Consider the following 21,221-nt stretch of genomic DNA (forward strand, 5'->3'; position numbering starts at 1 on the left):
TCTCCTTCGGGCAGTAGGTCATAAAATTACGCAGACCCTACCACCGGGGTATTTTCTTTCCAGCGACGGGGTGACGATGACCGAGGACGCCGAGACGCTGCTGATCCGCATCCGCGCGGCCGTGCCCGCCCTGCGGCCGTCGGAGCGGCGCATCGCCGAGCTGTTCGCCGGCGACCCGGGGAGCGCCGCCAACCTGTCCATCGCCGAGCTGGCCGCCCGCTGCGAGACCTCGACGACCTCCGTGGTGCGCTTCTACCAGCGCATGGGCTACGCCCACTACAAACATTTCCGCATCGACCTGACCAGGGCCGTGGCCAGGGAGGAACTGGCCGCCGCCAGCCTGCCGGAGGTGTCGGGCGACATCGACAGGAACGACAGCCTGGAGGGCATCGTCTCCAAGGTCGCGATGAACGAGACGCTCTCCATCGCCGACACGGCCCGCATGCTGGACATGGAGGCGCTGGGCGAGGCGGTGGCCCGGCTGCTGGCCGCGCGCCGGATCGACACCTTCGGCGTGGGGGCGAGCGCGCTGGTCGGGCTCGACCTGCAGCAGAAGCTGTCACGCATCGGCCGCACCGCGATCAACTGGCACGACTCCCACTCGGCGTGGACCTCGGCGGCCACGCTCGACCCCGGCTGCGTGGCGGTGGCCGTCTCGCACAGCGGCGCCACCGTGGACACCGTCGAGTTCCTCGCCATCGCGCGCAAGACCGGGGCCGCGACCGTGGCGATCACGAACTTCCGCGAGTCGCCGCTGGCCCGCGCCGCCGACGTGACGCTCACGACGGCGGCGCGGGAGACCAGGTTCCGCTCCGGCGCGCTGGGCAGCCGCATCGCCCAGCTCATGGTGGTGGACTGCCTGTTCACCGGGGTCGCGCAGGCCTCCTACGACGCGTCGATGGAGGCGCTGCGCAACACGTACGCGGTGGTGCACGACCGGCGGGTCAAGCGGCCCTAGGGGCGCTGGACCGTCTCGCAGTCGAGGTTCACGTTGTCGCGCGCCCCGGCGTCCACGACGGCCACGTCGGTGCCCTCGCCGCAGGAGGACCGCAGGTCGCCGGTGCCGTCCCGCAGGTCGATCACGTCGTTGCCGCGGCCCGCGGACAGCGTGTCCACGCCGTTGCCGCCGGTGAGCTTGTTGTTCAGGTCGTCGCCGGTGAGCGTGTCGCCGAAGGAGCCGCCGACGACGTTCTCGGCCTGGACGTTGTCCTCGTCGGCGGGGCGGGTGCCGTCGGCCTCGCGCCCGTCGTTGTGACGGAAGTCCAGGCTGACGCGGACGCCGTCGTTCCCGTTCGGGCCGGTGGCCGGCACGCCCTGGTAGTCGGCGGTGTCCTCGCCGGGGCCGCCGGAGTACAGGATCCGGCTGGTCGCCGCGCCCACGGTGCCCTTGGACTGGCCGGGGCGGAAGACGTCGTTGCCGCCGTCGCCCTCGACGTAGCCCTGCAGCGGGACGAGCGAGGTGAACCTGTCGGCGCCCTCGCCGAGCCGGGCGAGGATCCGCGTGATGCCGGCCGAGCAGCGTACGGTGGTGAGGTCGCCGGGGGCCGAGACGCAGCCGGCGCCGGGCGTGATGTTCACCGAGTCGCTGATCCGCAGCACATTGGTGCCCGTCTCCAGCGTGATCAGGACCCTGTTGGCGTCGGCCGAGCCGGTGTAGTCGAGCTGGAGCAGGCCGCCGCTGACCGCCCGTACCGAGGCGGACGAGGTGCCCGCCGCCGCCGCGTGACCGGTCGCGGGGAGCGAGGGGAGCGCGGCGAGCGCGCCGATGGCGAGGCCGCCGAGTAACGAAAGGTGCATGGCTCGACGCTTGAGCGTGTACATGACGCCTCCTCATGGAGAGATTGAAACTTTGACTGCTCCATGGTGGACCGGAACTTTGTTCTGCTCTGCGTCTTTGTGCACGGATGATCTGTCTTCCTCGCAACATCTTCACAGGCCGGATTCACCTGCGGTTCACTGGGCGGCCCTACCTTGTAGCCCCATGAACTGGAGGTACCGGGCCAACGCCACCCTTGAGGGCCTGACGGGATACACGCTGTCGCGCAAACTACGGAAGGAGCCGCCCAAACCGCCGCCCCCGCCCAAGGTTCCGCTGGAGTTGCAGCGGCTGCCGGGTGACAAGGTCCGCCCGCCCGCCGATCCCGCGCACGACCGGCTGCTGCGCGAGCCGGCCTTCCTGCTGTCGTCCGTACGGTCCGGCTCCACGCTGCTGCGCGTCATGCTCAACAGCCACTCCCGGATCCACTCGCCGATCGAGACGCACTTCAGGCGGGTGACGGTGGGTCTGGGCACCGACCCCGTACGCCAGGCCATGGAGCTGCTCGGCCACACCCACAGCGACATCGAGCACCTGGTGTGGGACCGGCTGCTGCACCGCGAGCTGACCCGCAGCGGCAAGACGATCATGTGCGAGAAGACGCCCAGCAACGTCTTCGTCTGGCGGCGCATCGCCACCTGCTGGCCGGACGCGCGCTTCATCTTCCTGCTGCGCCACCCGATGTCGATCGTGCAGTCCTGGCACGAGGCCGACCCGGTCAAGCGGCCCATGAGCGAGGCCGTGCCGCGCACGCTCAACTACATGAAGTACCTGGAGGAGGCCCGTACCCACCTGGAGGGGCTGACCGTGCGGTACGAGGAGCTGACCGCCGACCCCGAGGGCCAGCTCCGCCGGATCTGCCTGTTCCTGGGCGTGGAGTTCGAGCCCGTCATGCTGGAGTACGGCAAGAAGGACCACGGTGGCTTCGTCAAGGGCATCGGCGACTGGCGCGACAAGATCCGCAGTGGCACCGTCGTCGCCGGCCGGCCCCTGCCGACCCCCGACGAGATCCCCGTTGAGCTGCACGACATCTGCCGGACATGGGAATATCTCGCCTGACAGGCGGCTCACCGCATCGGTTGCCACTCTGTGACAGAGTTCGCCTGCGATTTGCCCGCCATTCGCCCAAGGCTCCGATATGTTGCCGTTCGTGATCAACGGGCCTTCGCGCCGAGCTTTACTCGCCGGTACCTTCGCCGGCCTCGCCCTGCCCGCGGCGGTGTCGACCGCACTGCCCGCGCAGGCCGAGGCCCCCGCACGTCGTGGCAGCCTGCCCAGGCGGCCGAACATCCTGCTCATCCTGGCCGACGACCTGGGCTGGGGGGAGATAGGCAGCAACGGGCAGCGCATGATCCACACCCCGAACCTGGACCGGCTGGCGGCCGAGGGCGTGCAGTTCAAGGCCGCGTACGCGGGGGCGCCGCTCTGCGCGCCGTCGCGCTGCTCGCTGCTCACCGGCCTGCACGCCGGACACAGCACCGTGCGGGAGAACCCGGAGGGCGGGCCGCAGCACTCGCTCACCGACGCGGACCTCACCTTCGCCGAGGTGCTGCAACTGTCCGGCTACCGCACCGCCTGCATCGGCAAGTGGGGCTTCGGCCCCGAGGAGCCCGGCCAGGCCTCGCACCCGAACATGCGCGGGTTCGACGAGTTCTTCGGCTACATCGGCCACAGGCACGCGCACCAGTACTACCCCAAGTACCTCTGGCACAACGGGCAGAAGGTGCAGCTCGACGGCAGTCAGTACGCGCCGCACCTGTTCAGGCAGCGGGCCGTCGAGTTCATCAACGCCGGCGGTGACCAGCCGTTCCTGCTCTACTTCGCCAGCACGCTGCCGCACTCGCCGAGCGTCATCCCCGGCGACGCCGGCGAGTACGAGGACAAGCCGTGGAGCGGTCCGAACCGCCGCCACGCCGCCCAGGTGGCCAGGCTCGACACCGACGTCGCCGCGCTGATCAGGTCCCTGCGTGACGCGGGCCTGGCCAAGGACACCCTCGTGCTGTTCACCAGCGACAACGGGCCGCACAGGGAGAAGGGCGTCACGCCCTGGCTGTTCGACTCCAACGGCCCCTACCGGGCCGACAAGCGCGACGTGTACGAGGGCGGCATCCGCGTGCCGCTGATCGCCTGGTCGCCGGGGCTGCGCCCGCGGGTGGAGCGGCAGCCCGTGGCGTCCTGGGACATCCTGCCGACGCTGGCCGACCTGGCGGACACGCCCGTCCCCGCCAACCTCGACGGCCTGTCCTTCCGCGGCCTGCTCACCGGCGAGGGCGCGCCCAGGCACACCCACCTCGTCTGGAACCGGCCGCGCAAGGCCCAGGCCATTCGCCGGGGCCGGTGGAAGCTGGTCAGGTTCGATCCGAACATCGCCGGCGCCGGGCCCGAGGGCCGCATCGAGCTGTACGACCTGACCAAGGACCCGGGGGAGCGCCGCGACCTCGCCGCCGCCAGGCCCCAGATCACCCAGGAACTGATGGAGCTGCTCGACAGCTCGATCGGGGAGGACCCGCGCCTGCCGTACGGGCTGCGCACCGAGCTCACCGGCGGGCAGGTCGTGGTCACCCTGCACAACGGCTCCGCCGTGCCTTGGACCCAGGTCGAGCTCGGCCTCGACGGCAAACGCAAGGCGCGGGCGCACACGGTCGCCCGCGTGGACCCTGGGATGGCCATCTCGGTCGGCTTCCCCGCGCCGTCCACCGGGCGGATCACGGCACGGGCCGGCTTCCGGGCGAGCGGCCGCTCGCACGTCTTCCGCCGGGCCCACCGGGACGTGGAGGCACCGATCACGCTGACCAGCCAGTGATCACCGGCTGATCACGCCCTGCCCTGCCAGGCGACCGGCCACGGCGCGCTGTGTCCGGTCGCCGAGCCGTCGGCGGCCACGGCGGTGGTCACGGCGGTCAGGATCAGGAAATATCGCAACACCCGGCGGAACATGCTCCGAGCGTTCCCGGCCCCCTGTTTCCCCGGCGTTAACCGAAGCCCCGCATGGAACCCTCACCACGACGGCACCTCACTCTAGTGACGAAGAGTGATGACATCGCTACCGAAAGTTGACACTCTGATAGCGAGGACATTCCTGCGAGGAGAGGAACACATGAATCTGGTCACCCGTGCGGAGTGGCACGCCAAGAAGCCGACCAGCGACTACGTCCGGCTGTCCGCCACCCAGGGCATCAAGATCCACTACACGGGCGGGAAGGTGCCCGCCGACCTCGCCGACTCCGGCAACCACGACCGCTGCGTCGACCTGGTCCAGGACATCCAGCGCATGCACATGTCGGGGGGCCGCGGCGAGAAGTACATCGACCTGGGCTACAACATGGTGTGCTGCCCCCACCGGCGCACGTTCATGGGCCGCGGCCCCCACGCCCTGCCGGCCGCCAACGGCGCGGGCCTCAACTCCGGCCATTACGCGGTGCTCGCCCTGGTCGGCAGCTCGGGGCTGACGGAGCCGAACGACGACCTGCTCAACGCCCTGGTCGACGCCATCGAGTACCTCCGCGAGCACGGCGACGCGGGCCGCGAGGTCAAGGGCCACCGCGACGGCTACGACACCTCCTGCCCCGGCGACCCCCTCTACCGCTGGCTCCGCGACGGCGCCGAACGCCCCTGACCCCGGCGCGGGCGCCGGCCCGCGCTCAAGGACCGGCGGCTCAGGGCAGGCAGCCGACGTGCGCCAGGGCCTGCTTCAGCAGCACACCCTGCCCGCCGGCCATCTCCTCCTGCACCATCGGCGAGGCCGCCTCCTCCGGCGTGAACCACACCAGGTCGAGCGCGTCCTGCCGGGGCCGGCAGTCACCCGCGACGGGCACGATGTAGGCCAGCGAGACGGCATGCTGGCGCGGATCGTGGTAAGGCGTGACGCCGGGCGTGGGGAAGTACTCGGCGACGGTGAACGGCTGCGGGGAGATCGGGATGCGGGGCAGCGCCACGGGCCCGAGGTCCTTCTCCAGGTGCCGCAGCAGCGCGTCGCGGATCCGCTCGTGGTGGAGCACCCGCCCCGAGACCAGCGCCCGGCTGACCGTGCCGTCCGGCAACATGCGAAGCAGCAGGCCGACGCGGGTGACCACGCCGGTGTCATCGACGCGCACCGGCACGGCGTCGATGTAGAGGATCGGCATCCGGCCCCGCACCGATTCCAGTTCTTCCGGTGCGAGCCAAGCAGGCGTGGTTTCGGTCTTTTCGGTCATCTGCTGATCGTACGGCGCGAGAGGTCAGCGGTGGGCCAGAGACCGGTCAGGAGGCGTGCGCCCGGCCACCCAGGACGCCGTGCAGATGAACAGCACGATGCCGACGAACGGCAGATACTCCACGATCTTGCGCTTCATGTCAGGTCACGCTCCGCTCTCGCCTGTGCCAGCCGCCTGCGCTGCGGCTGGACGGTGTGCTTGGGGTCGTTGGCCGACTCCATGCCGGCCCGGAAGATCCCGAACCTGGTGCAGGCCGACCCGGCCAGCAGAGCGGCGCCCGCCGCGACGGCCGCGACCCTGCTGCGCCGGCCCACGCTCGCCCCGGCCAGCGCGCCGGCCAGCGACAGTGCCTCGCCGAGCCGCAGCAGCCTGCTGCGCTTGAGCGGCTCGGCCAGCGGCCCCAGCCGCCGCTCCATCCGGGCCGCCGCCGCCACCTCCACCGCCGCGCCCAGCAGCGCCGCCCGCCGCGCCGGGCCCGCCTCCGACAGCGGCGCGGCCAGCATGCCGAGCCCGCCCGCCGACGCCGCCGCCGACCCGGCGAACAGGAACGGCATCTCCCGGTACGCCTCGTGCCAGACCGGCACGGCGGTGTCGCAGATCAGCGCCGCCGTGTACGTGGCCACCGCGGGGCCCACGATCCCGGCACCCACGGTGGCGGCGCGGCCGAGGCCGGGGAACAGCCCGGTGACGTCGGTGGCCGCGGCGGCGCCGGCGTGCGGGCCGTACACGCTGAGGATCCACGTGCCGACGCTCATCGGCGAGGTCACCTTGAACACCCGCAACATGTTCACGAAGCGCTCGGGGCGGCCCAGGTCGTGGATGAGCGCGTAGAGCGAGCCGCCCAGCGCGCCCAGCGCCCCCACCTTGGCCGCCCTGGCCAGGCGCGGGCGGCCGGTCAGCTCGGCGGCGGCGGCCAGCGTGGACGACGCGCCCGCCAGGCCGCCCAGGAACAGGTAACCGGCGATGTCGGGCGCCTGCCAGGTCGGCTCGTTCAGCACCGGCCGCCCGTAGTAGGAGTCGAAGGTGGCCTTGGGCACCATGAGCCGCTCGCGCCTGCGGCCCGCCGAGCCCGGCGTGGCCTGGCGCTCGCCGCGCAGCTCCGGCGAGCCGTCCATCCGCACATCGGTCTGGCTCATCGCCGCCTCCACGCCGTCGCCGCCACCCCGGCGAGCAGGGCCACCGCCGCCACCCCCACGTGCCGCCACATCGACGGCAGGTCCCTGGTCGTCGCCACCGGATCGGGCGGCAGGCCGTACACCTCGGGCTCGTCCAGCAGCAGGAAGAACGCGCCCATCCCGCCCACGCCGTCGTCCGGGTCGTGCCCGTACAGGCGGGCGGAGCCCACCCCGGCCGCGCGCACCTGCTCCAGCCGCCGCTCGGCCCGCTCGCGCAGCTCGTCCAGGTCGCCGAACTGGATGGAGTCGGTCGGGCACGTCTTGGCGCAGGCCGGCTCCTCGCCGGCGCCCAGCCGGTCGTAGCACATCGTGCACTTGGCCGCCGTGCCGCTGGTCTCCCGCTTGCCGATCACCCCGAACGGGCACGCGGGCACGCAGTAGCCGCAGCCGTTGCAGATGTCCTCCTGCACCACGACCGTTCCGTACTCGGTGCGGAACAGCGACCCCGTCGGGCACACGTCCAGGCAGGCCGCGTGCGTGCAGTGCTTGCACACGTCGGAGGCCATCAGCCAGCGGAAGTCCAGCTCGCCCACCCCGGGCTCCTGGTGGCCCAGGGGCCGCCGCTGCTCGACGAACGCCACGTGCCGCCAGGTGTCGGCGCTCAGCTTCATCGTGTTGTCGTACGACCAGCCGGTGAAGGTCAGGCCGTCGTCGGGGACGTGGTTCCACTCCTTGCACGCCACCTCGCACGCCTTGCAGCCGATGCAGATGCTGGTGTCGGTGAAGAACCCCACCCGGCCGCTGTCGCCGAGCCGCTCGTCCAGGTCGAAGGCCATCACGCCTCCATTCCGGTGTCGGCGCTCACGCCGGCGCGCCGCTGGTAGGCCCGCACCAGCTCGGGCAGCGCCGGGCCGCGCGGCCGCCGGCCCGGGCGGATGTCCGCCGACAGGGCCTTGACCTCCTGGATGTGCGAGTTCGGGTCCAGCGAGATCGACGACAGCTCGTTGGCCGCATCACCCTTGGCCAGCCCGTTCGGGCCGAAGTGGAACGGCAGCCCGATCTGGTGCAGCGTGCGCCCGTCGAGGTGCAGCGACGGGATGCGGTCGGTGACCAGCACCCTGGCCTCGATGGCGTTGCGCGCGGTGACGATCGTCGCCCAGTCGCCGTGCACCAGCCCCCGCTCGGCCGCCAGCGCGGGCGAGACCTCGCAGAACATCTCCGGCTGCAGCTCCGCCAGGTACGGCGTGAACCGGCTCATGCCGCCCGCCGTGAAGTGCTCGGTCAGCCGGTACGTCGTCACCACGTACGGGTAGACCGACGCCCCCGGCTCGTCCCCGCTCGGCTGGTACCGGTTGTGCTCGTGCGGGTAGAGCTTGCGCGCCGGGTTGCGCTGCCGCCCGTACAGCGGGTTGGCCACCGGCGAGTCCTGCGGCTCGTAGTGCGTGGGCAGCGGCCCGTCCACCACCCCTGCGGGCGCGAACAGCCAGCCCTTGCCGTCGGCCTGCATGATGAACGGGTCGATCCCCGACAGCGCCGCCACCCCCGAGGCGTCGGGCGGCGGCCGGTAGCCGGGGCTCTTGCCGGCCTCGAAGTCGGGCACGTCGTGCCCCGTCCACGTGCCCGCCTCGGCGTCCCACCAGACCAGCCGCTTGCGCTCGCTCCACGGGCTGCCGTCGGGCCTGGCCGAGGCGCGGTTGTAGAGGATGCGCCGGTTCGCCGGCCACGCCCACGCCCACTCGGCGGCTATCCAGTCCTGCTCGGCGGCGGGCTTGCGGCGGGCGGCCTGGTTGACGCCGTCCTTGCGGACGCCGCAGTAGATCCAGCAGCCGCAGGCCGTGGAGCCGTCGTCCTTCAGCTCCGCGTAGCCGGACAGGGGCCGGCCGCCGGCGTCCCAGCCGTTGATCTCGGCCAGCACCGCCTCCGCCGACGGCTCGGCCGTCTCGCCGCTCACCGGGTAGTCCCACGTCAGGTCGAGCACGGGCGCGTCGATCGGGTCCCGCGAGCCGGCCAGCTTCTCGCGGACGATGCGGCCCAGGTGGTACATGAACCACAGGTCGCTGCGGGCGTCGCCCTGCGGCTCGACGGCCCGGTGGTGCCACTGCAGCAGCCGGTTGGTGTTGGTGAAGCTGCCGTCCTTCTCGGTGTGGCAGGCCGCGGGCAGGAAGAACACCTCGGTACGGATGTCGGCGGTCCTCAGCTCGCCGGTCTCGATCTCCGGGCCGTCCTTCCACCAGGTGGCGCTCTCGATCAGGTTGAGGTCGCGCACGACCAGCCAGTCGAGGTTGGCCATGCCCAGCCGCTGCATCCTCGCGTTGGCCGAGCCGACCGCCGGGTTCTCGCCGAGCAGCAGGTAGCCCTTGCAGGTGCCGTCGAGCTGCGCCAGCACCGTGTCGTACGTGCTGTGCGAGCCTGTCAGGCGCGGCAGCCAGCCGAACCGGTAGTCGTTGTCCGGCTGCGCGGAATCGCCCCACCACGCCTTGAGCAGGCTGATCAGGTAGGCGGGCATGTTGGCCCAGAAGCCCTGGTGCGGCGCGTCGCCCTGCAGGAAGTCGCGCAGCCGCTCGTTCTCGTGCGCGTGCGGCATCGGGATGTAGCCGGGCAGCAGGTTGAACAGCGTCGGGATGTCGCTGGAGCCCTGGATGCTGGCATGGCCGCGCAGCGCCTGGATCCCGCCGCCGGGCCGGCCGATGTTGCCCAGCAGCAGTTGCAGGATGCAGGCCGCCCGGATGAACTGGGAGCCGTCACTGTGCTGGGTCCAGCCGACCGCGTAGACGAACTCGGCCGTCCTGTCCGGTCCCGAGTTCTCCGTCAGGTGGCGGCACACCTCCTCGAACAGGTGCCGCGGCACCCCGCACACCCGCTCGACCATCTCCGGCGTGTAGCGGGCGTAGTGGCGGCGCAGCACCTGCAGCACGCAGCGCGGATGGCGCAGCGTCTCGTCCCGGTGCGCCTGGCCGTCCAGCGGCGCCCCGGTGCCGCCCTGCACCTCGGAGCGGCCGGGCGGGGAGCCGCCCGTCCGCTTCCGGTACTCCTGGTCCCGCTCGCCCGAGGCGGCGACCGTCGTCATGCCCTCGTACTGCCAGGAGTCCACGTCGTACGAGCGGCCCTCGGCGTCGAAGCCGGAGAACAGGCCGTCCAGGTCCTCGGCGTCGCGGTAGTCCTCGCGCAGGATCGTGGCCGCGTTGGTGTAGTTGACCACGTACTCGTGGAAGTACAGCTCGTTCTCCAGCACGTGGTTGATGATCGCGCCGAGGAAGGCCACGTCGGAGCCGGCCCGGATGGGCACGTGCAGGTCGGCCAGCGCGCTCGTACGGGTGAAGCGCGGATCCACGTGGATGACCACCGCGCCGCGCGCCTTGGCCTCCATCACCCACTGGAAGCCCACGGGATGCGCCTCGGCGAAGTTGGAGCCCTCGATGATCACGCAGTCGGCGTGCTGGAGGTCCTGCATGAACGTGGTCGCGCCGCCCCGCCCGAACGACGTGCCCAGCCCCACCACGGTCGAGCTGTGGCAGACGCGGGCCTGGTTCTCGATCTGCACCACGCCGAGCGCCGTCAGCAGCTTCTTGATGAGGTAGTTCTCCTCGTTGTCCAGCGTGGCGCCGCCCAGGCTGGCGATGCCCATGGTCCTGGCGGTGCGCAGGCCGTCCCGCTCCTGCTCCCACGTCTCGCGCCGGGTCGCGATGATCCGGTCGGCGATCATGTCCATCGCCGTGGCCAGGTCGATCTCCTGCCAGTCGGCCGCGCCCGGCGGCCGGTGGAGCGCCTGGTACTGGCGGCGGGAGTCGGTGGTGAGCTGGAGGCTGGCCGCGCCCTTCGGGCACAGCCGGCCGCGGCTGATGGGGGAGTCGGGGTCACCCTCGATCTGGACGACCTTCCCGTCCCGCACGAACACGTTCTGGGCGCAGCCCACCGCGCAGTACGGGCACACCGACTTCACCACCCGGTCGGCCGTGGCCGTACGCGCCCGCAGCCCGGCCGTCTTCGCCGATCTCGCCGCCGGGCCCCGCGCCGTCCGGTCCGCCCCCGTGAGCTGCCGCAGCAGCGGCCACCCGAACTCCATGACACCCCCCGATGCCCCCGGCCCGAGTCCTGCCCTGGACAGGCCGGGGGAAAACCGGCAGGTCAGAACACCCGGGAGGCCGCCTCGTCCCAGGCGGCACGGTCGCCGGACGGCTCGTAGCGGCGCAGCGGCTGCGAGGAGGCGACCAGCGCGCGCATCTCCCCGAGATCCGACACCAGCCCGGCCGCCCGCGCCTGCACCAGCACGTTGCCGAACGTGGTGGCCTCCCCGGGCCCCGCCACCACCGGCAGCCCGCAGGCGTCGGCGGTGAACTGGCACAGCAGCTCGTTGCGCGAGCCGCCGCCCACCAGGTGGACGACCTCGACGTCGCGGCCCGACAGCTCCATCGCCTGCCGCACGGCCAGCCGGTGCCCGAGCGCCAGGCTCTCCAGCACGCACCGCACGTACGCGGCGGGGGAGGCGGGCGGGCGCTGGCCGGTGCGGCGGCACTCGGCGGCGATCCTGGCCGGCATGTCGCCCGGCGGCAGGAAGGCGGGCTCGTCCGGGTTCACCACGGCGGCGAACGGCCGCTCGGCCGCCGCGGCCTTCAGCAGGTCGCCCAGGTCGGCGCCCGGCCAGGCGCGCAGGCACTCCTGCAGCAGCCACAGGCCCATGACGTTGCGCAGGTAGCGGACGGTGCCGTCGATGCCGGCCTCGTTGGTGAAGTTCGCGGCGCGGCTCCCGGGGGTGAGCACCGGGCCGGGCAGCTCCACCCCGGCCAGCGACCAGGTGCCGCACGAGACGTAGGCGAACGCGGAGCCGGTGGCGGGCACCGCGGCCACCGCCGAGGCGGTGTCGTGCGAGCCGACCGCGCGGACGGGCGCCGACCAGCCGATCTCCCCGGCCACGTCCCTGCGCAGGCCGCCGACCAGGTCTCCGGGCTGCCGCAGCGGCGGGAAGAGGCCCGCCGGCAGGCCGAGCTGCTTGATCAGCGGTAACGCCCACTCGCGCGTGCGCACGTCGAGCAGGCCCGTCGTGGAGGCGTTGGTCACCTCGGCGCCGAGCTCGCCGGTCAGCCAGTAGCCGATCAGGTCGGGGATGAGCAGCATCGTGGCCGCGTCGCCGAGCCGCCGCTCCGTCAGGAGCTGGTAGACCGTGTTGAACGGCAGGACCTGCAGCCCGGACACGTCGTACAGGGTCTCCGCGCCGACCGAACCGGCCACCCGCTCCGCCACGCCGGCCGTGCGGTCGTCGCGGTAGTGCACGGGGTTGCCCAGCATGGCGCCCGACTCGTCGAGCAGCGCGTAGTCCACCGCCCACGAGTCCACGCCGATGGAGGAGACCGGGCCCGCCGCGCGCAACCCGGTGAGGATCTCGCGGTAGAGGCCGAGGATGTCCCAGTAGAGGTGGTCGGCGACGCGTACCGGGCCGTTCGGGAAGCGGTGCGCCTCGGTCAGGCTCAGCCCGTCGGACAGGTCGGCCAGCATGACCCGGCCACTGGAGGCGCCGAGGTCGACGGCGGCGAAACGGCGGCTCATTGGGTGGACTCCCTGGCGACGAGCTCCGGCTGGAACATGATGTGCTGGTGCGCGTGCGTGTCGGGGTTGTCGCACTCGTCCAGCAGCAGCTCGGTGGCGATGCGGCCGAGCTGGTACGTGGGCTGGCGCATCGAGCTGAGCGACACGGTGGAGGCGGCGGCGAAGTCGATGTCGTCGTACCCCATCAGCGCCACCTCCTCGGGCACCCGCACGCCCGAGCGGAGCAGGGCGCGCAGCACGCCCAGCGCGAGCAGGTCGTTGGCGCAGAAGACGGCCTCGGGCAGGCCCTCGGCGATCAGGTCGGCGGCGGCCTTCTCGCCCGCGCGGGCCGTCATCGTGGCGGCCTCGGCCACCCGCAGGTCGTCGGGGTCCAGGCCGGCCGCGCGCATCGCGAGCTTGGCGCCCTCGCGCCGCTCCACGCACTGGCGGATGGTCAGCGGGCCCGTCACGTACGCGACGGTGCGCGCGCCCTTGGACAGCAGGTGCGCCACGGCGGCCCGGCCGCCCGCGACGTCGTCCACGGCCACCGCGCACTGGTCGGGCCGGTGCGCGGGATGGTCCACCAGCACCACGCTGATGCCGTGCTCGCGCAGCCGGTCGAGCCTGGCGGGGTCCTCGCCCGACGGGGTGATCAGCACGCCGCGCACCCGGTGCTCGGCCAGCACCCGCAGGTTGCGGTCCTCCTTGTCCTGCGACCCGGCGGAGTTGCCGAGGATCACGGCGTACCCCAGCTCGCTGACGACGTCCTCGACCCCGGCGGCCACCTCGGTGAAGAACGGGTTGCCGATGTCGATCACGCTCAGGCCGATCGTCCTGCTGTGCCCCGCGCGCAGCGTCGAGGCGGAGCCGTGACGGACGAACCCCAGCTCGCTGATGGCCGCCTCCACCCGCTCGCGCGTCGCGGGGGCGACTTTGCCGGGCCGGTTCAGTACGTTGGAGACCGTGCCCGGGGAGACGCCGGCGTGCGCGGCGACGTCCTTGATGCTGACCATGGCCATGAAGCTAAATTAAAACGTACTAACGGACGGTGCGCCAGTCGCGGCACCGGTGGGACCGCAAATCCGCGTTGACATCGTCGTGAGACGCCGCCTAACCTCGCGCGCCGGAAGTAAAACGTTTCTATAAGAGGGGGCGCTCGTGATCCGCGCTGCCATCGTAGGGGCCGGCGCCATCGCCGCGCACAGCCACATGCCCGCCCTGCGGGCCCACGGCGACCGGGTCGAGCTGGTGGCCGTGGCGGACGTGGACGGGACCAGGGCCCGATCGCTGGCCGGCGGCGCGGCGGCGGTGTACACGGACCTGGAGGAGCTGCTCGCCGCCGAGCGGCCCGACCTGGTGATCGTCTGCACGCCGCCGTACCTGCACGCCGGGCAGGCCGTCGCGGCCCTGTCGGCGGGCGCGTGGGTGTGGTGCGAGAAGCCGGCCGCGCTCTCGCTGGCCGAGCTCGACCGGATGGCGGCGGCCGAGGGCCCCGGCGGGCCGTACCTGTCGGTCGTCTACCAGCAGCGCTTCGGCTCCGGCGCCGAGCACCTGCGCGCGCTGGGCGGGGCGCTGGGCCGCCCGATGCTGGCGCTGTGCCAGACGACCTGGCACCGGGGCGAGGAGTACTACGCGGCGCCGTACCGCGGCACGTGGGCCGCCGAGGGCGGCGGCACGACGGTGCTGCACGGCGTGCACCAGATGGACCTGATGCTGTCGGTGTTCGGCGACTGGGCGGAGATCACGGCCATGGCCGGGCGGCTGGACCGGCCGATCGAGACCGAGGACGTGTCGCTGGCCATGGTGCGCTTCGAGAACGGCGCCATGGGCTCGGTCGTCACCAGCGTGCTGTCGCCGAGGGAGGAGAGCTACCTGCGCTTCGACTTCGCCGACGCCACGGTGGAGCTGCGCCACCTGTACGGCTACGGCAACGCCGACTGGACCTCCACCTCGCCGCTGTGGAGCCCGCCCGAGGACGTCCCCAGCAGCCACGCCACCCAGCTCGGCCTGCTGCTGGACGCCTACGAGCGCGGCGAGCGCCCGCCGGCCTCCGGCGCGGACGCCAGGCGGGCCATGGAGTTCGTCACCGGCCTGTACGCCTCCGCCTTCACCGGCCGCCCGGTGCGGCGCGAGGAGATCACCGAGGAGAGCCCGTTCTACCACCGGCTCGACGGCGGCATTGAATCGTTCTTCACCGCCGCGACCCCGTGAGTCACGAAAAGCATCCCGGGCCGCCCCCGAAACGCCCGCGCTGACCTGGGGGGACAGCATGCTCAGGCGGCGCGGGTCTTGTGCGCAATACGGCCGGAACGTTTTAATCCCCCGTAAACATAGGCGTAACGGACTGTGAGCGCTAACAGTTATCTCGAAAGGCAGACATTCATGCCGGATGGCATCGCGTACGGCGGCGACTGGAATCCCGAGCAGTGGCCCGAGGAGACGTGGGAGCAGGACGTCGCGCTGATGCGCGAGGCCGGCGTCAACCGGGTCAGCGTCGGGATCTTCTCCTGGTCGTCGCTGGAGCCCGTCGAGGGCGTGTTCGACTTCGGCTGGTTCGACCGGGTGATGGACCTGCTGGCCGAGAACGGGATCGGCGCCAACCTCGCCACCCCCACCGCCTCCCCGCCGCCGTGGTTCTCGGACGCCTACCCGGAGGCGCTGCCCGTGGACGCCGACGGGCGGCGCCTCTACCACGGCAGCAGGCAGGGCTTCTGCCCCAGCTCGCCCATCTACCGCGAAAAGGCCCTGCGCATCGCCGAGCAGGTGGCGCTGCGCTACCGCGACCACCCGGCGCTGGCCCTGTGGCACGTGCACAACGAGTACGGCTGCCACAACGCCCGCTGCTACTGCGACACCTCGGCCGCCGCCTTCCGCGCCTGGCTGCGCACGCGCTACTCCTCGCTCGACGCGCTCAACGAGGCGTGGGGGACCGCGTTCTGGTCCCAGCGCTACAGCGACTGGGCGCAGATCCTGCCGCCCCGCGCCACCCCCAGCTTCCCCAACCCGGGCCAGCAGCTCGACTTCCGCAGGTTCAGCTCCGACGCGCTGGTCGAGCTGTACGTCGCCGAACGCGACCTGCTCAAGCAGCTCACCCCCGACGTGCCCGCCACCACCAACCTGATGGCCGGCGCGCACTGGGACATGGACTGCTGGGCCTTCGCCGCCGAGCTGGACGTGGTCTCCACCGACCACTACCTGATCGGCGCCCGCCGCGAGCGCCACATCGACCTGGCCTTCGCCGCCGACTACGCCCGCTCGCTGGGCGGCGGCCGGCCGTGGCTGCTCATGGAGCACTCCACCAGCGCGGTCAACTGGCAGCCGCGCAACCTCGCCAAGACCCCCGGCGAGCTGCGCCGCAACTCCCTCCAGCACCTGGCCAGGGGCGCGGACGGGATCATGTTCTTCCAGTGGCGCCAGTCCAGGGCGGGCGCCGAGAAGTGGCACTCGGCGATGGTGCCGCACGCCGGCACCGACACCAAGATCTGGCGCGAGGTGGTGGCGCTCGGGGCCGAGCTGGCGGGGCTCTCCGGCGTGGCGGGCAGCACGGTCAAGGCCGACGTCGCCCTGCTCCTCGACCACTCCAGCGTGTGGGCGCAGGACCACCCCGCCCAGCCCACCTCGGAGCTGGACCCGGTGGAGGAGGCCAAGCGCTGGCACGCCGCGCTGTGGCGGGCCGGCGTCACCTGCGACCTGGCCCACCCCGAGGGCGACCTGACCGGTTACCGCCTGGTCGTGGTGCCCCAGCTCTACCTGGTGAGCGACGCGGGGGCGGCCGGCCTGGAGGAGTTCGCCCGGCGGGGCGGGGTCGTGGTCGTGGGCCCGTACAGCGGGATCGTGGACGAGCACGACCGGGTCCGGCTGGGCGGCTACCCGGGCGCCTGGCGGGACCTGCTCGGGGTGAGCGTCGAGGAGTTCTTCCCCCTCGACGCGCCGATCCGGCTGGCGTCGGGCGCGACCGGCGGCGTGTGGAGCGAGGCGGCGCGGGTCACCACCGCCAAGGTGCTCGACACGTACGCGAGCGGGGAGCCCGCCTGGACCCGCAACGAGTTCGGCGACGGCTCGGCGCACTACCTGACCACCCTGCTCGACGACGCCGCGCTCGCCGAGGTCCTCGCCACGGCCTGCCGCGAGGCGGGGGTGTCGCCCGAGGCCACGAGCGTGCCGGGGGTCGAGGTCGTCCGGCGCTCGCACCCGGACGGGCGCTCCTTCCTGTTCGCCGTCAACCACACCGCCGAGGACGTCACCGTCACGACCGCCGGCGGGGACACCGTCACCGTCGCGGCCGGCGACGCGGTGGTGATCCCCGGCTGACCCGCCGAGACCCGGCCGCAGGCGGGCGTACGGGCTTCCCCCCAGGCCCGCTCACCCGCCCGCGAGGTGCGTTAAAACGTGTCACCCCCCGGAGCGGGTTCTGCCACCGCATCGGGGGCCGCTGGTCCATTGACAGCGAGCACCAGTAATCATAGTTTCCTGCACGACGGATTAAAACGTTTTGAAGGGAGTGTCAGTGCAACGCGTCTGCTTCCTGCTGAAAGTCCGCCCAGAGCGGCTGGCGGAGTACCGCGAACGCCACCGCGACGTCTGGCCGGAGATGCGAGAGGCGCTGTCGCGCACCGGCTGGCACAACTACTCGCTCTTCCTCAGGGACGACGGCCTCCTGGTGGGATACCTGGAGACCGAGGACTTCGAGGCCGCACAGAAGGCGATGGCCGGGACCGAGGTCAACGCCCGCTGGCAGGCCGAGATGGCGCCGTTCTTCGAGGGCCTCGACGGCCGCCCCGACGAGGGCATGGTCCCGCTGACCGAAGTGTTCCACCTGGATTGATCGGGGAGTAATGACTGACATCAAGGCCGCGCTGCGGTCGCAGCGCATCGAGACGCCGTCCTGGGCCTACGGCAACAGCGGCACGCGGTTCAAGGTGTTCGCCCAGCAGGGCGTGCCGCGCGACCCGTACGAGAAGCTGGCCGACGCCGCCCAGGTGCACGCCTACACCGGGATTGCTCCCACCGTCGCCCTGCACATCCCGTGGGACAAGGTGGACGACTACGCCGACCTGGCCCGCCACGCCCGCGAGGCGGGCGTGCAGATCGGTGCGATCAACTCCAACGTCTTCCAGGACGACGACTACAAGCTGGGCAGCGTCACCCACCCCGACGCGCGGGTGCGCCGCAAGGCCACCGACCACCTGCTCGAGTGTGTGGACATCATGGACGCCACCGGCTCCGACACGCTGAAGCTGTGGTTCTCCGACGGCATCAACTACCCGGGCCAGGACGACATCAGGGCCCGCCAGGACCGCCTGGCCGAGTCGCTGGCCGAGGTCTACGACCGCCTGGGCGAGGGCCAGCGTTTCCTGCTGGAGTACAAGCTGTTCGAGCCGGCCTTCTACGCCACCGACGTGCCCGACTGGGGCACCGCCTACGCGCACTGCGTCAAGCTCGGCCCCAAGGCGCAGGTCGTCGTGGACACCGGCCACCACGCCCCGGGCACCAACATCGAGTTCATCGTCGCCTTCCTCCTGCGCGAGGGCAAGCTCGGCGGCTTCGACTTCAACTCCCGCTTCTACGCCGACGACGACCTCATGGTGGGCGCGGCGGACCCGTTCCAGCTCTTCCGCATCATGTACGAGGTCATCAGGGGCGGCGGGTTCACCGACGAGGTCGCGTTCATGCTCGACCAGTGCCACAACATCGAGCCCAAGATCCCCGGCCAGATCCGCTCGGTCATGAACGTGCAGGAGGCCACCGCCAAGGCGCTGCTCGTGGACCGCGACGCGCTGAGCGCCGCGCAGAACGAGGGCGATGTGCTGGGCGCCAACGCCGTCCTCATGGACGCCTACAACACCGACGTGCGGCCGCTGCTCGCCGAGCTGCGCGAGGAGCAGGGCCTCGCGCCCGACCCGATGGCCGCCTACGCCACGTCCGGATACTTCGAGAAGATCGCCGCCGAGCGCGTCGGCGGCAACCAGGCAGGCTGGGGGGCCTGAAGCACCATGTCCAACGCCATGTCCAACGTCATCAACGAACTCATCGAGCGTTCCCACCGCCTGGGCGCCGACCCGCGTAACACCAACTTCGCGGGCGGCAACACCTCGGCCAAGGGCACCGAGCCCGACCCCGTCACCGGCGAGGACGTCGAGCTGCTCTGGGTCAAGGGCTCCGGCGGCGACCTCGGCACCCTGAAGCAGGCCGGTCTCGCCGTGCTCCGCCTCGACCGGCTGCGCGCGCTCAAGGGCGTCTACCCGGGCGTCGAGCGCGAGGACGAGATGGTCGCGGCCTTCGACTACTGCCTGCACGGCAAGGGCGGTGCCGCGCCGTCCATCGACACCGCCATGCACGGCCTGGTCGAGGCCGGCCACGTCGACCACCTGCACCCCGACGCGGGCATCGCGATCGCCACCGCCGCCGACGGCGAGGAGCTGACCAGGCGCGTCTTCGGCGACAGGGTCGTGTGGGTGCCGTGGCGCCGGCCCGGCTTCCAGCTCGGCCTGGACATCGCCGCCATCAAGGAGGCGAACCCGCAGGCCATCGGCTGCGTCCTGGGCGGTCACGGCATCACGGCCTGGGGCGACACCTCGCAGGAGTGCGAGGCGCGCTCGCTGGAGATCATCCGCACCGCGGAGGCGTACCTGGCCGAGCACGGCCGCCAGGACCCGTTCGGCTCGGTGATCTACGACACGCTGCCCGAGGCCGAGCGGCACGAGCGGGCCGCGGCGCTGTTCCCGCTGATCCGCGGCCTGGCCTCGACCGACATCCGCGTGGTCGGCCACTACACCGACACCCCCGAGGTGCTCGACTTCGTCTCCCGCGCCGAGCACCCGAGGCTCGCCGCGCTGGGCACGTCCTGCCCCGACCACTTCCTGCGCACCAAGGTCGCGCCGCTGGTGCTGGACCTGCCGCCGGACGCGCCCCTGGAGCAGGTCGCCGAGCGGCTGCGCGAGCTGCACGCCGCCTACCGCGAGGAGTACACCGCCTACTACGACCGGCACGCCACCCCCGACTCCCCGGCCATCCGGGGCGCGGACCCGGCGATCGTGCTGGTGCCGGGCGTCGGCATGTTCTCCTTCGGCAAGGACAAGCAGACCGCCCGCGTGGCCGGCGAGTTCTACGTCAACGCCATCAACGTCATGCGCGGCGCCGAGTCCGTCTCCACCTACGCCCCCATCCCCGAGTCGGAGAAGTTCCGCATCGAGTACTGGGAGCTGGAGGAGGCCAAGCTCCGCCGCATGCCCAAGCCCAAGCCCCTGGCCACCAGGGTCGCGCTGGTGACCGGCGGCGGCTCGGGCATCGGCGCGGCCACCGCCCGCCGGCTGGCCGCCGAGGGCGCGTGCGTGATCGTGGCCGACCGCGACCTGGGCGCGGCGGAGAAGGTGGCCGCCGAGATCGGCGCGAGCGCGTACCGCGTCTCGGACGTCGCCGTGGCCGTCGGGGTGGACGTCACGTCGGAGGAGCAGATCGTCGCCGCGGTACGCGCCGGCGTGCTCGCGTTCGGCGGCGTCGACCTGGTCGTCAACAACGCCGGCCTGTCGCTGTCGCGCGCGCTCCTGGAGACGACGCTGGCCGACTGGGACCTGCAGCACGACGTGATGGCGCGCGGCTCGTTCCTGGTCTCCCGCGAGACGGCCAAGGTCATGATCGACCAGGCCATGGGCGGCGACATCGTCTACATCTCCTCCAAGAACTCCGTCTTCGCCGGCCCGAACAACGTCGCCTACGGCGCCGCCAAGGCCGACCAGGCCCACCAGGTGCGCCTGCTGGCGGCCGAGCTGGGCGCCCACGGCATCCGCGTGAACGGCGTCAACCCCGACGGCGTCGTGCGCGGCTCCGGCATCTTCGCCTCCGGCTGGGGCGCCAACCGCGCGGCCGTGTACGGGGTCGAGGAGGACAGGCTCGGCGAGTTCTACGCCCAGCGCACCCTGCTCAAGCGCGAGGTCCTGCCCGAGCACGTGGCCAACGCGGTCTTCGCGCTCACCGCCAGCGACCTGAGCCACACCACCGGCCTGCACGTCCCGGTGGACGCCGGCGTGGCCGCCGCCTTCCTGCGGTAGGAGGCGCTAGGAGCAGGCCGCCACCATACCGGCGAGCATCAGCACGACCCCGGCCGCCGTGACCAGGATCCCTCCGGTCACGGCGGCCCGGCGCCCCCTGCGCGCCCCCAGCCAGTACATGACCACGTACGGCAGGAACCCCAGCCCGCCCAGCCCCACCCCCGGCAGCGCCAGCGCCGCCAGCACGCCCTTCGTGCCCGCCGGTACGGCCCGGTCGCCCTCCGGCGTGAGCTGGGCCCGCAACAGGTCGCCCGCCTCGGAGTCGGGGGAGGCGGCCACCTCCACGACCGCGTCCCCGTTGTCGGGCGTGAACTGCCCCCTGCAGTCGTACCGGCCCTCGCCCAGGTCCTCGCACGAGACGACGCGCAGCGTCCCCGGCGTGCCCGCCCGCCCCGTGGCCAGCTCCAGCTCCCCGGCGGCCAGCACCATCGGCGCCAGGCAGACCCCCAGCCACAGCAGCACGAGAACGCAACGCCCCCAGGGCCCGGGGCCTCTGCCACGTGTACCGGACGGCGATTCGGACAAGAAC

Annotated in this window: 18 protein-coding genes; 9 read left to right on the forward strand and 9 right to left on the reverse strand. The window is 72.1% G+C overall.

The features are described 5' to 3' along the window. The first annotated feature begins 76 nt into the window (after positions 1-76). Positions 77-958, forward strand: a complete 882-nt coding sequence (locus ACBJ32_RS54755) for a MurR/RpiR family transcriptional regulator (RefSeq protein ID WP_375133609.1) — start codon at positions 77-79, stop codon at positions 956-958. On the opposite strand, the gene ACBJ32_RS54760 is transcribed toward ACBJ32_RS54755, so the two are convergent. Next, complete coding sequence (locus ACBJ32_RS54760; protein ID WP_375133610.1) at positions 955-1,797, reverse strand: hypothetical protein; 843 nt, start codon at positions 1,795-1,797, stop codon at positions 955-957. The genes ACBJ32_RS54755 and ACBJ32_RS54760 overlap by 4 nt on opposite strands. 184 nt (positions 1,798-1,981) lie before the next feature. Between ACBJ32_RS54760 and ACBJ32_RS54765 the strand changes: the two genes are divergently transcribed. Further along, on the forward strand, positions 1,982-2,875 hold the full coding sequence (locus ACBJ32_RS54765; RefSeq protein WP_375133611.1) for a sulfotransferase: 894 nt from the start codon (positions 1,982-1,984) through the stop codon (positions 2,873-2,875). A 91-nt stretch (positions 2,876-2,966) separates the two neighbouring features. After that, positions 2,967-4,619 carry an arylsulfatase gene (locus ACBJ32_RS54770; protein ID WP_375133612.1) on the forward strand — a complete coding sequence of 551 codons (1,653 nt, stop codon included), beginning with the start codon at positions 2,967-2,969 and terminating at the stop codon, positions 4,617-4,619. 11 nt (positions 4,620-4,630) lie between these two features. Here ACBJ32_RS54770 and ACBJ32_RS54775 read toward each other — a convergent pair whose 3' ends face one another. Beyond that, positions 4,631-4,753: a hypothetical protein gene (locus ACBJ32_RS54775; protein WP_375133613.1), complete on the reverse strand. Its 123-nt coding sequence runs from the start codon at positions 4,751-4,753 to the stop codon at positions 4,631-4,633. 160 nt (positions 4,754-4,913) lie between these two features. On the opposite strand from ACBJ32_RS54775, the gene ACBJ32_RS54780 reads away from it, so the two are divergent. Beyond that, positions 4,914-5,432 (forward strand): peptidoglycan recognition family protein, encoded by a 519-nt coding sequence (locus ACBJ32_RS54780; RefSeq protein ID WP_357876026.1) that lies wholly within the window; start codon positions 4,914-4,916, stop codon positions 5,430-5,432. A gap of 40 nt (positions 5,433-5,472) precedes the next feature. Here the strand turns inward: ACBJ32_RS54780 and ACBJ32_RS54785 are convergent, their stop codons facing one another. From ACBJ32_RS54785 to ACBJ32_RS54810, 6 genes are all read right to left on the reverse strand, one after another. Beyond that, the gene (locus tag ACBJ32_RS54785) at positions 5,473-6,009 is read right to left on the reverse strand and encodes an NUDIX hydrolase family protein (protein WP_357876025.1); all 537 of its coding nucleotides are present in this window, start codon (positions 6,007-6,009) and stop codon (positions 5,473-5,475) included. Between the two features lie 134 nt (positions 6,010-6,143). After that, a complete protein-coding gene (gene nrfD, locus ACBJ32_RS54790) occupies positions 6,144-7,145 on the reverse strand; it encodes an NrfD/PsrC family molybdoenzyme membrane anchor subunit (RefSeq protein WP_375133614.1) in 1,002 nt (333 codons plus the stop codon). Continuing rightward, complete coding sequence (locus tag ACBJ32_RS54795; protein WP_375133615.1) at positions 7,142-7,960, reverse strand: 4Fe-4S dicluster domain-containing protein; 819 nt, start codon at positions 7,958-7,960, stop codon at positions 7,142-7,144. The genes nrfD and ACBJ32_RS54795 overlap by 4 nt, the downstream gene beginning before the upstream one ends. Continuing rightward, positions 7,960-11,187, reverse strand: coding sequence for a formate dehydrogenase (gene fdh / locus ACBJ32_RS54800; protein WP_375133616.1), 3,228 nt, complete (start codon positions 11,185-11,187; stop codon positions 7,960-7,962). Before fdh ends, ACBJ32_RS54795 begins: the two co-directional genes overlap by 1 nt. 62 nt (positions 11,188-11,249) lie before the next feature. After that, complete coding sequence (locus ACBJ32_RS54805; RefSeq protein ID WP_375133617.1) at positions 11,250-12,665, reverse strand: rhamnulokinase family protein; 1,416 nt, start codon at positions 12,663-12,665, stop codon at positions 11,250-11,252. Further along, positions 12,662-13,663 (reverse strand): LacI family DNA-binding transcriptional regulator, encoded by a 1,002-nt coding sequence (locus tag ACBJ32_RS54810; RefSeq protein WP_375133618.1) that lies wholly within the window; start codon positions 13,661-13,663, stop codon positions 12,662-12,664. The genes ACBJ32_RS54805 and ACBJ32_RS54810 overlap by 4 nt, the downstream gene beginning before the upstream one ends. 139 nt (positions 13,664-13,802) lie before the next feature. On the opposite strand from ACBJ32_RS54810, the gene ACBJ32_RS54815 reads away from it, so the two are divergent. From ACBJ32_RS54815 to ACBJ32_RS54835, 5 genes are all read left to right on the forward strand, one after another. Continuing rightward, the gene (locus tag ACBJ32_RS54815; protein WP_375133619.1) at positions 13,803-14,855 is read left to right on the forward strand and encodes a Gfo/Idh/MocA family protein; all 1,053 of its coding nucleotides are present in this window, start codon (positions 13,803-13,805) and stop codon (positions 14,853-14,855) included. Positions 14,856-15,026: 171 nt separating this feature from the next. Further along, on the forward strand, positions 15,027-16,955 hold the full coding sequence (locus tag ACBJ32_RS54820; protein ID WP_375133620.1) for a beta-galactosidase: 1,929 nt from the start codon (positions 15,027-15,029) through the stop codon (positions 16,953-16,955). 196 nt (positions 16,956-17,151) lie between these two features. After that, positions 17,152-17,469, forward strand: a complete 318-nt coding sequence (locus ACBJ32_RS54825) for an L-rhamnose mutarotase (protein ID WP_357876010.1) — start codon at positions 17,152-17,154, stop codon at positions 17,467-17,469. 10 nt (positions 17,470-17,479) lie between these two features. Next, on the forward strand, positions 17,480-18,631 hold the full coding sequence (rhaI, locus tag ACBJ32_RS54830; protein ID WP_375133621.1) for an L-rhamnose isomerase: 1,152 nt from the start codon (positions 17,480-17,482) through the stop codon (positions 18,629-18,631). A gap of 18 nt (positions 18,632-18,649) precedes the next feature. After that, complete coding sequence (locus ACBJ32_RS54835; RefSeq protein WP_375133622.1) at positions 18,650-20,692, forward strand: bifunctional aldolase/short-chain dehydrogenase; 2,043 nt, start codon at positions 18,650-18,652, stop codon at positions 20,690-20,692. Positions 20,693-20,698: 6 nt separating this feature from the next. Here ACBJ32_RS54835 and ACBJ32_RS54840 read toward each other — a convergent pair whose 3' ends face one another. Continuing rightward, positions 20,699-21,154: a hypothetical protein gene (locus ACBJ32_RS54840; protein ID WP_375133623.1), complete on the reverse strand. Its 456-nt coding sequence runs from the start codon at positions 21,152-21,154 to the stop codon at positions 20,699-20,701. Positions 21,155-21,221: the final 67 nt, after the last annotated feature.

This window comes from Nonomuraea sp. GTA35 (assembly GCF_041950525.1).
Lineage (GTDB): Bacteria > Actinomycetota > Actinomycetes > Streptosporangiales > Streptosporangiaceae > Nonomuraea.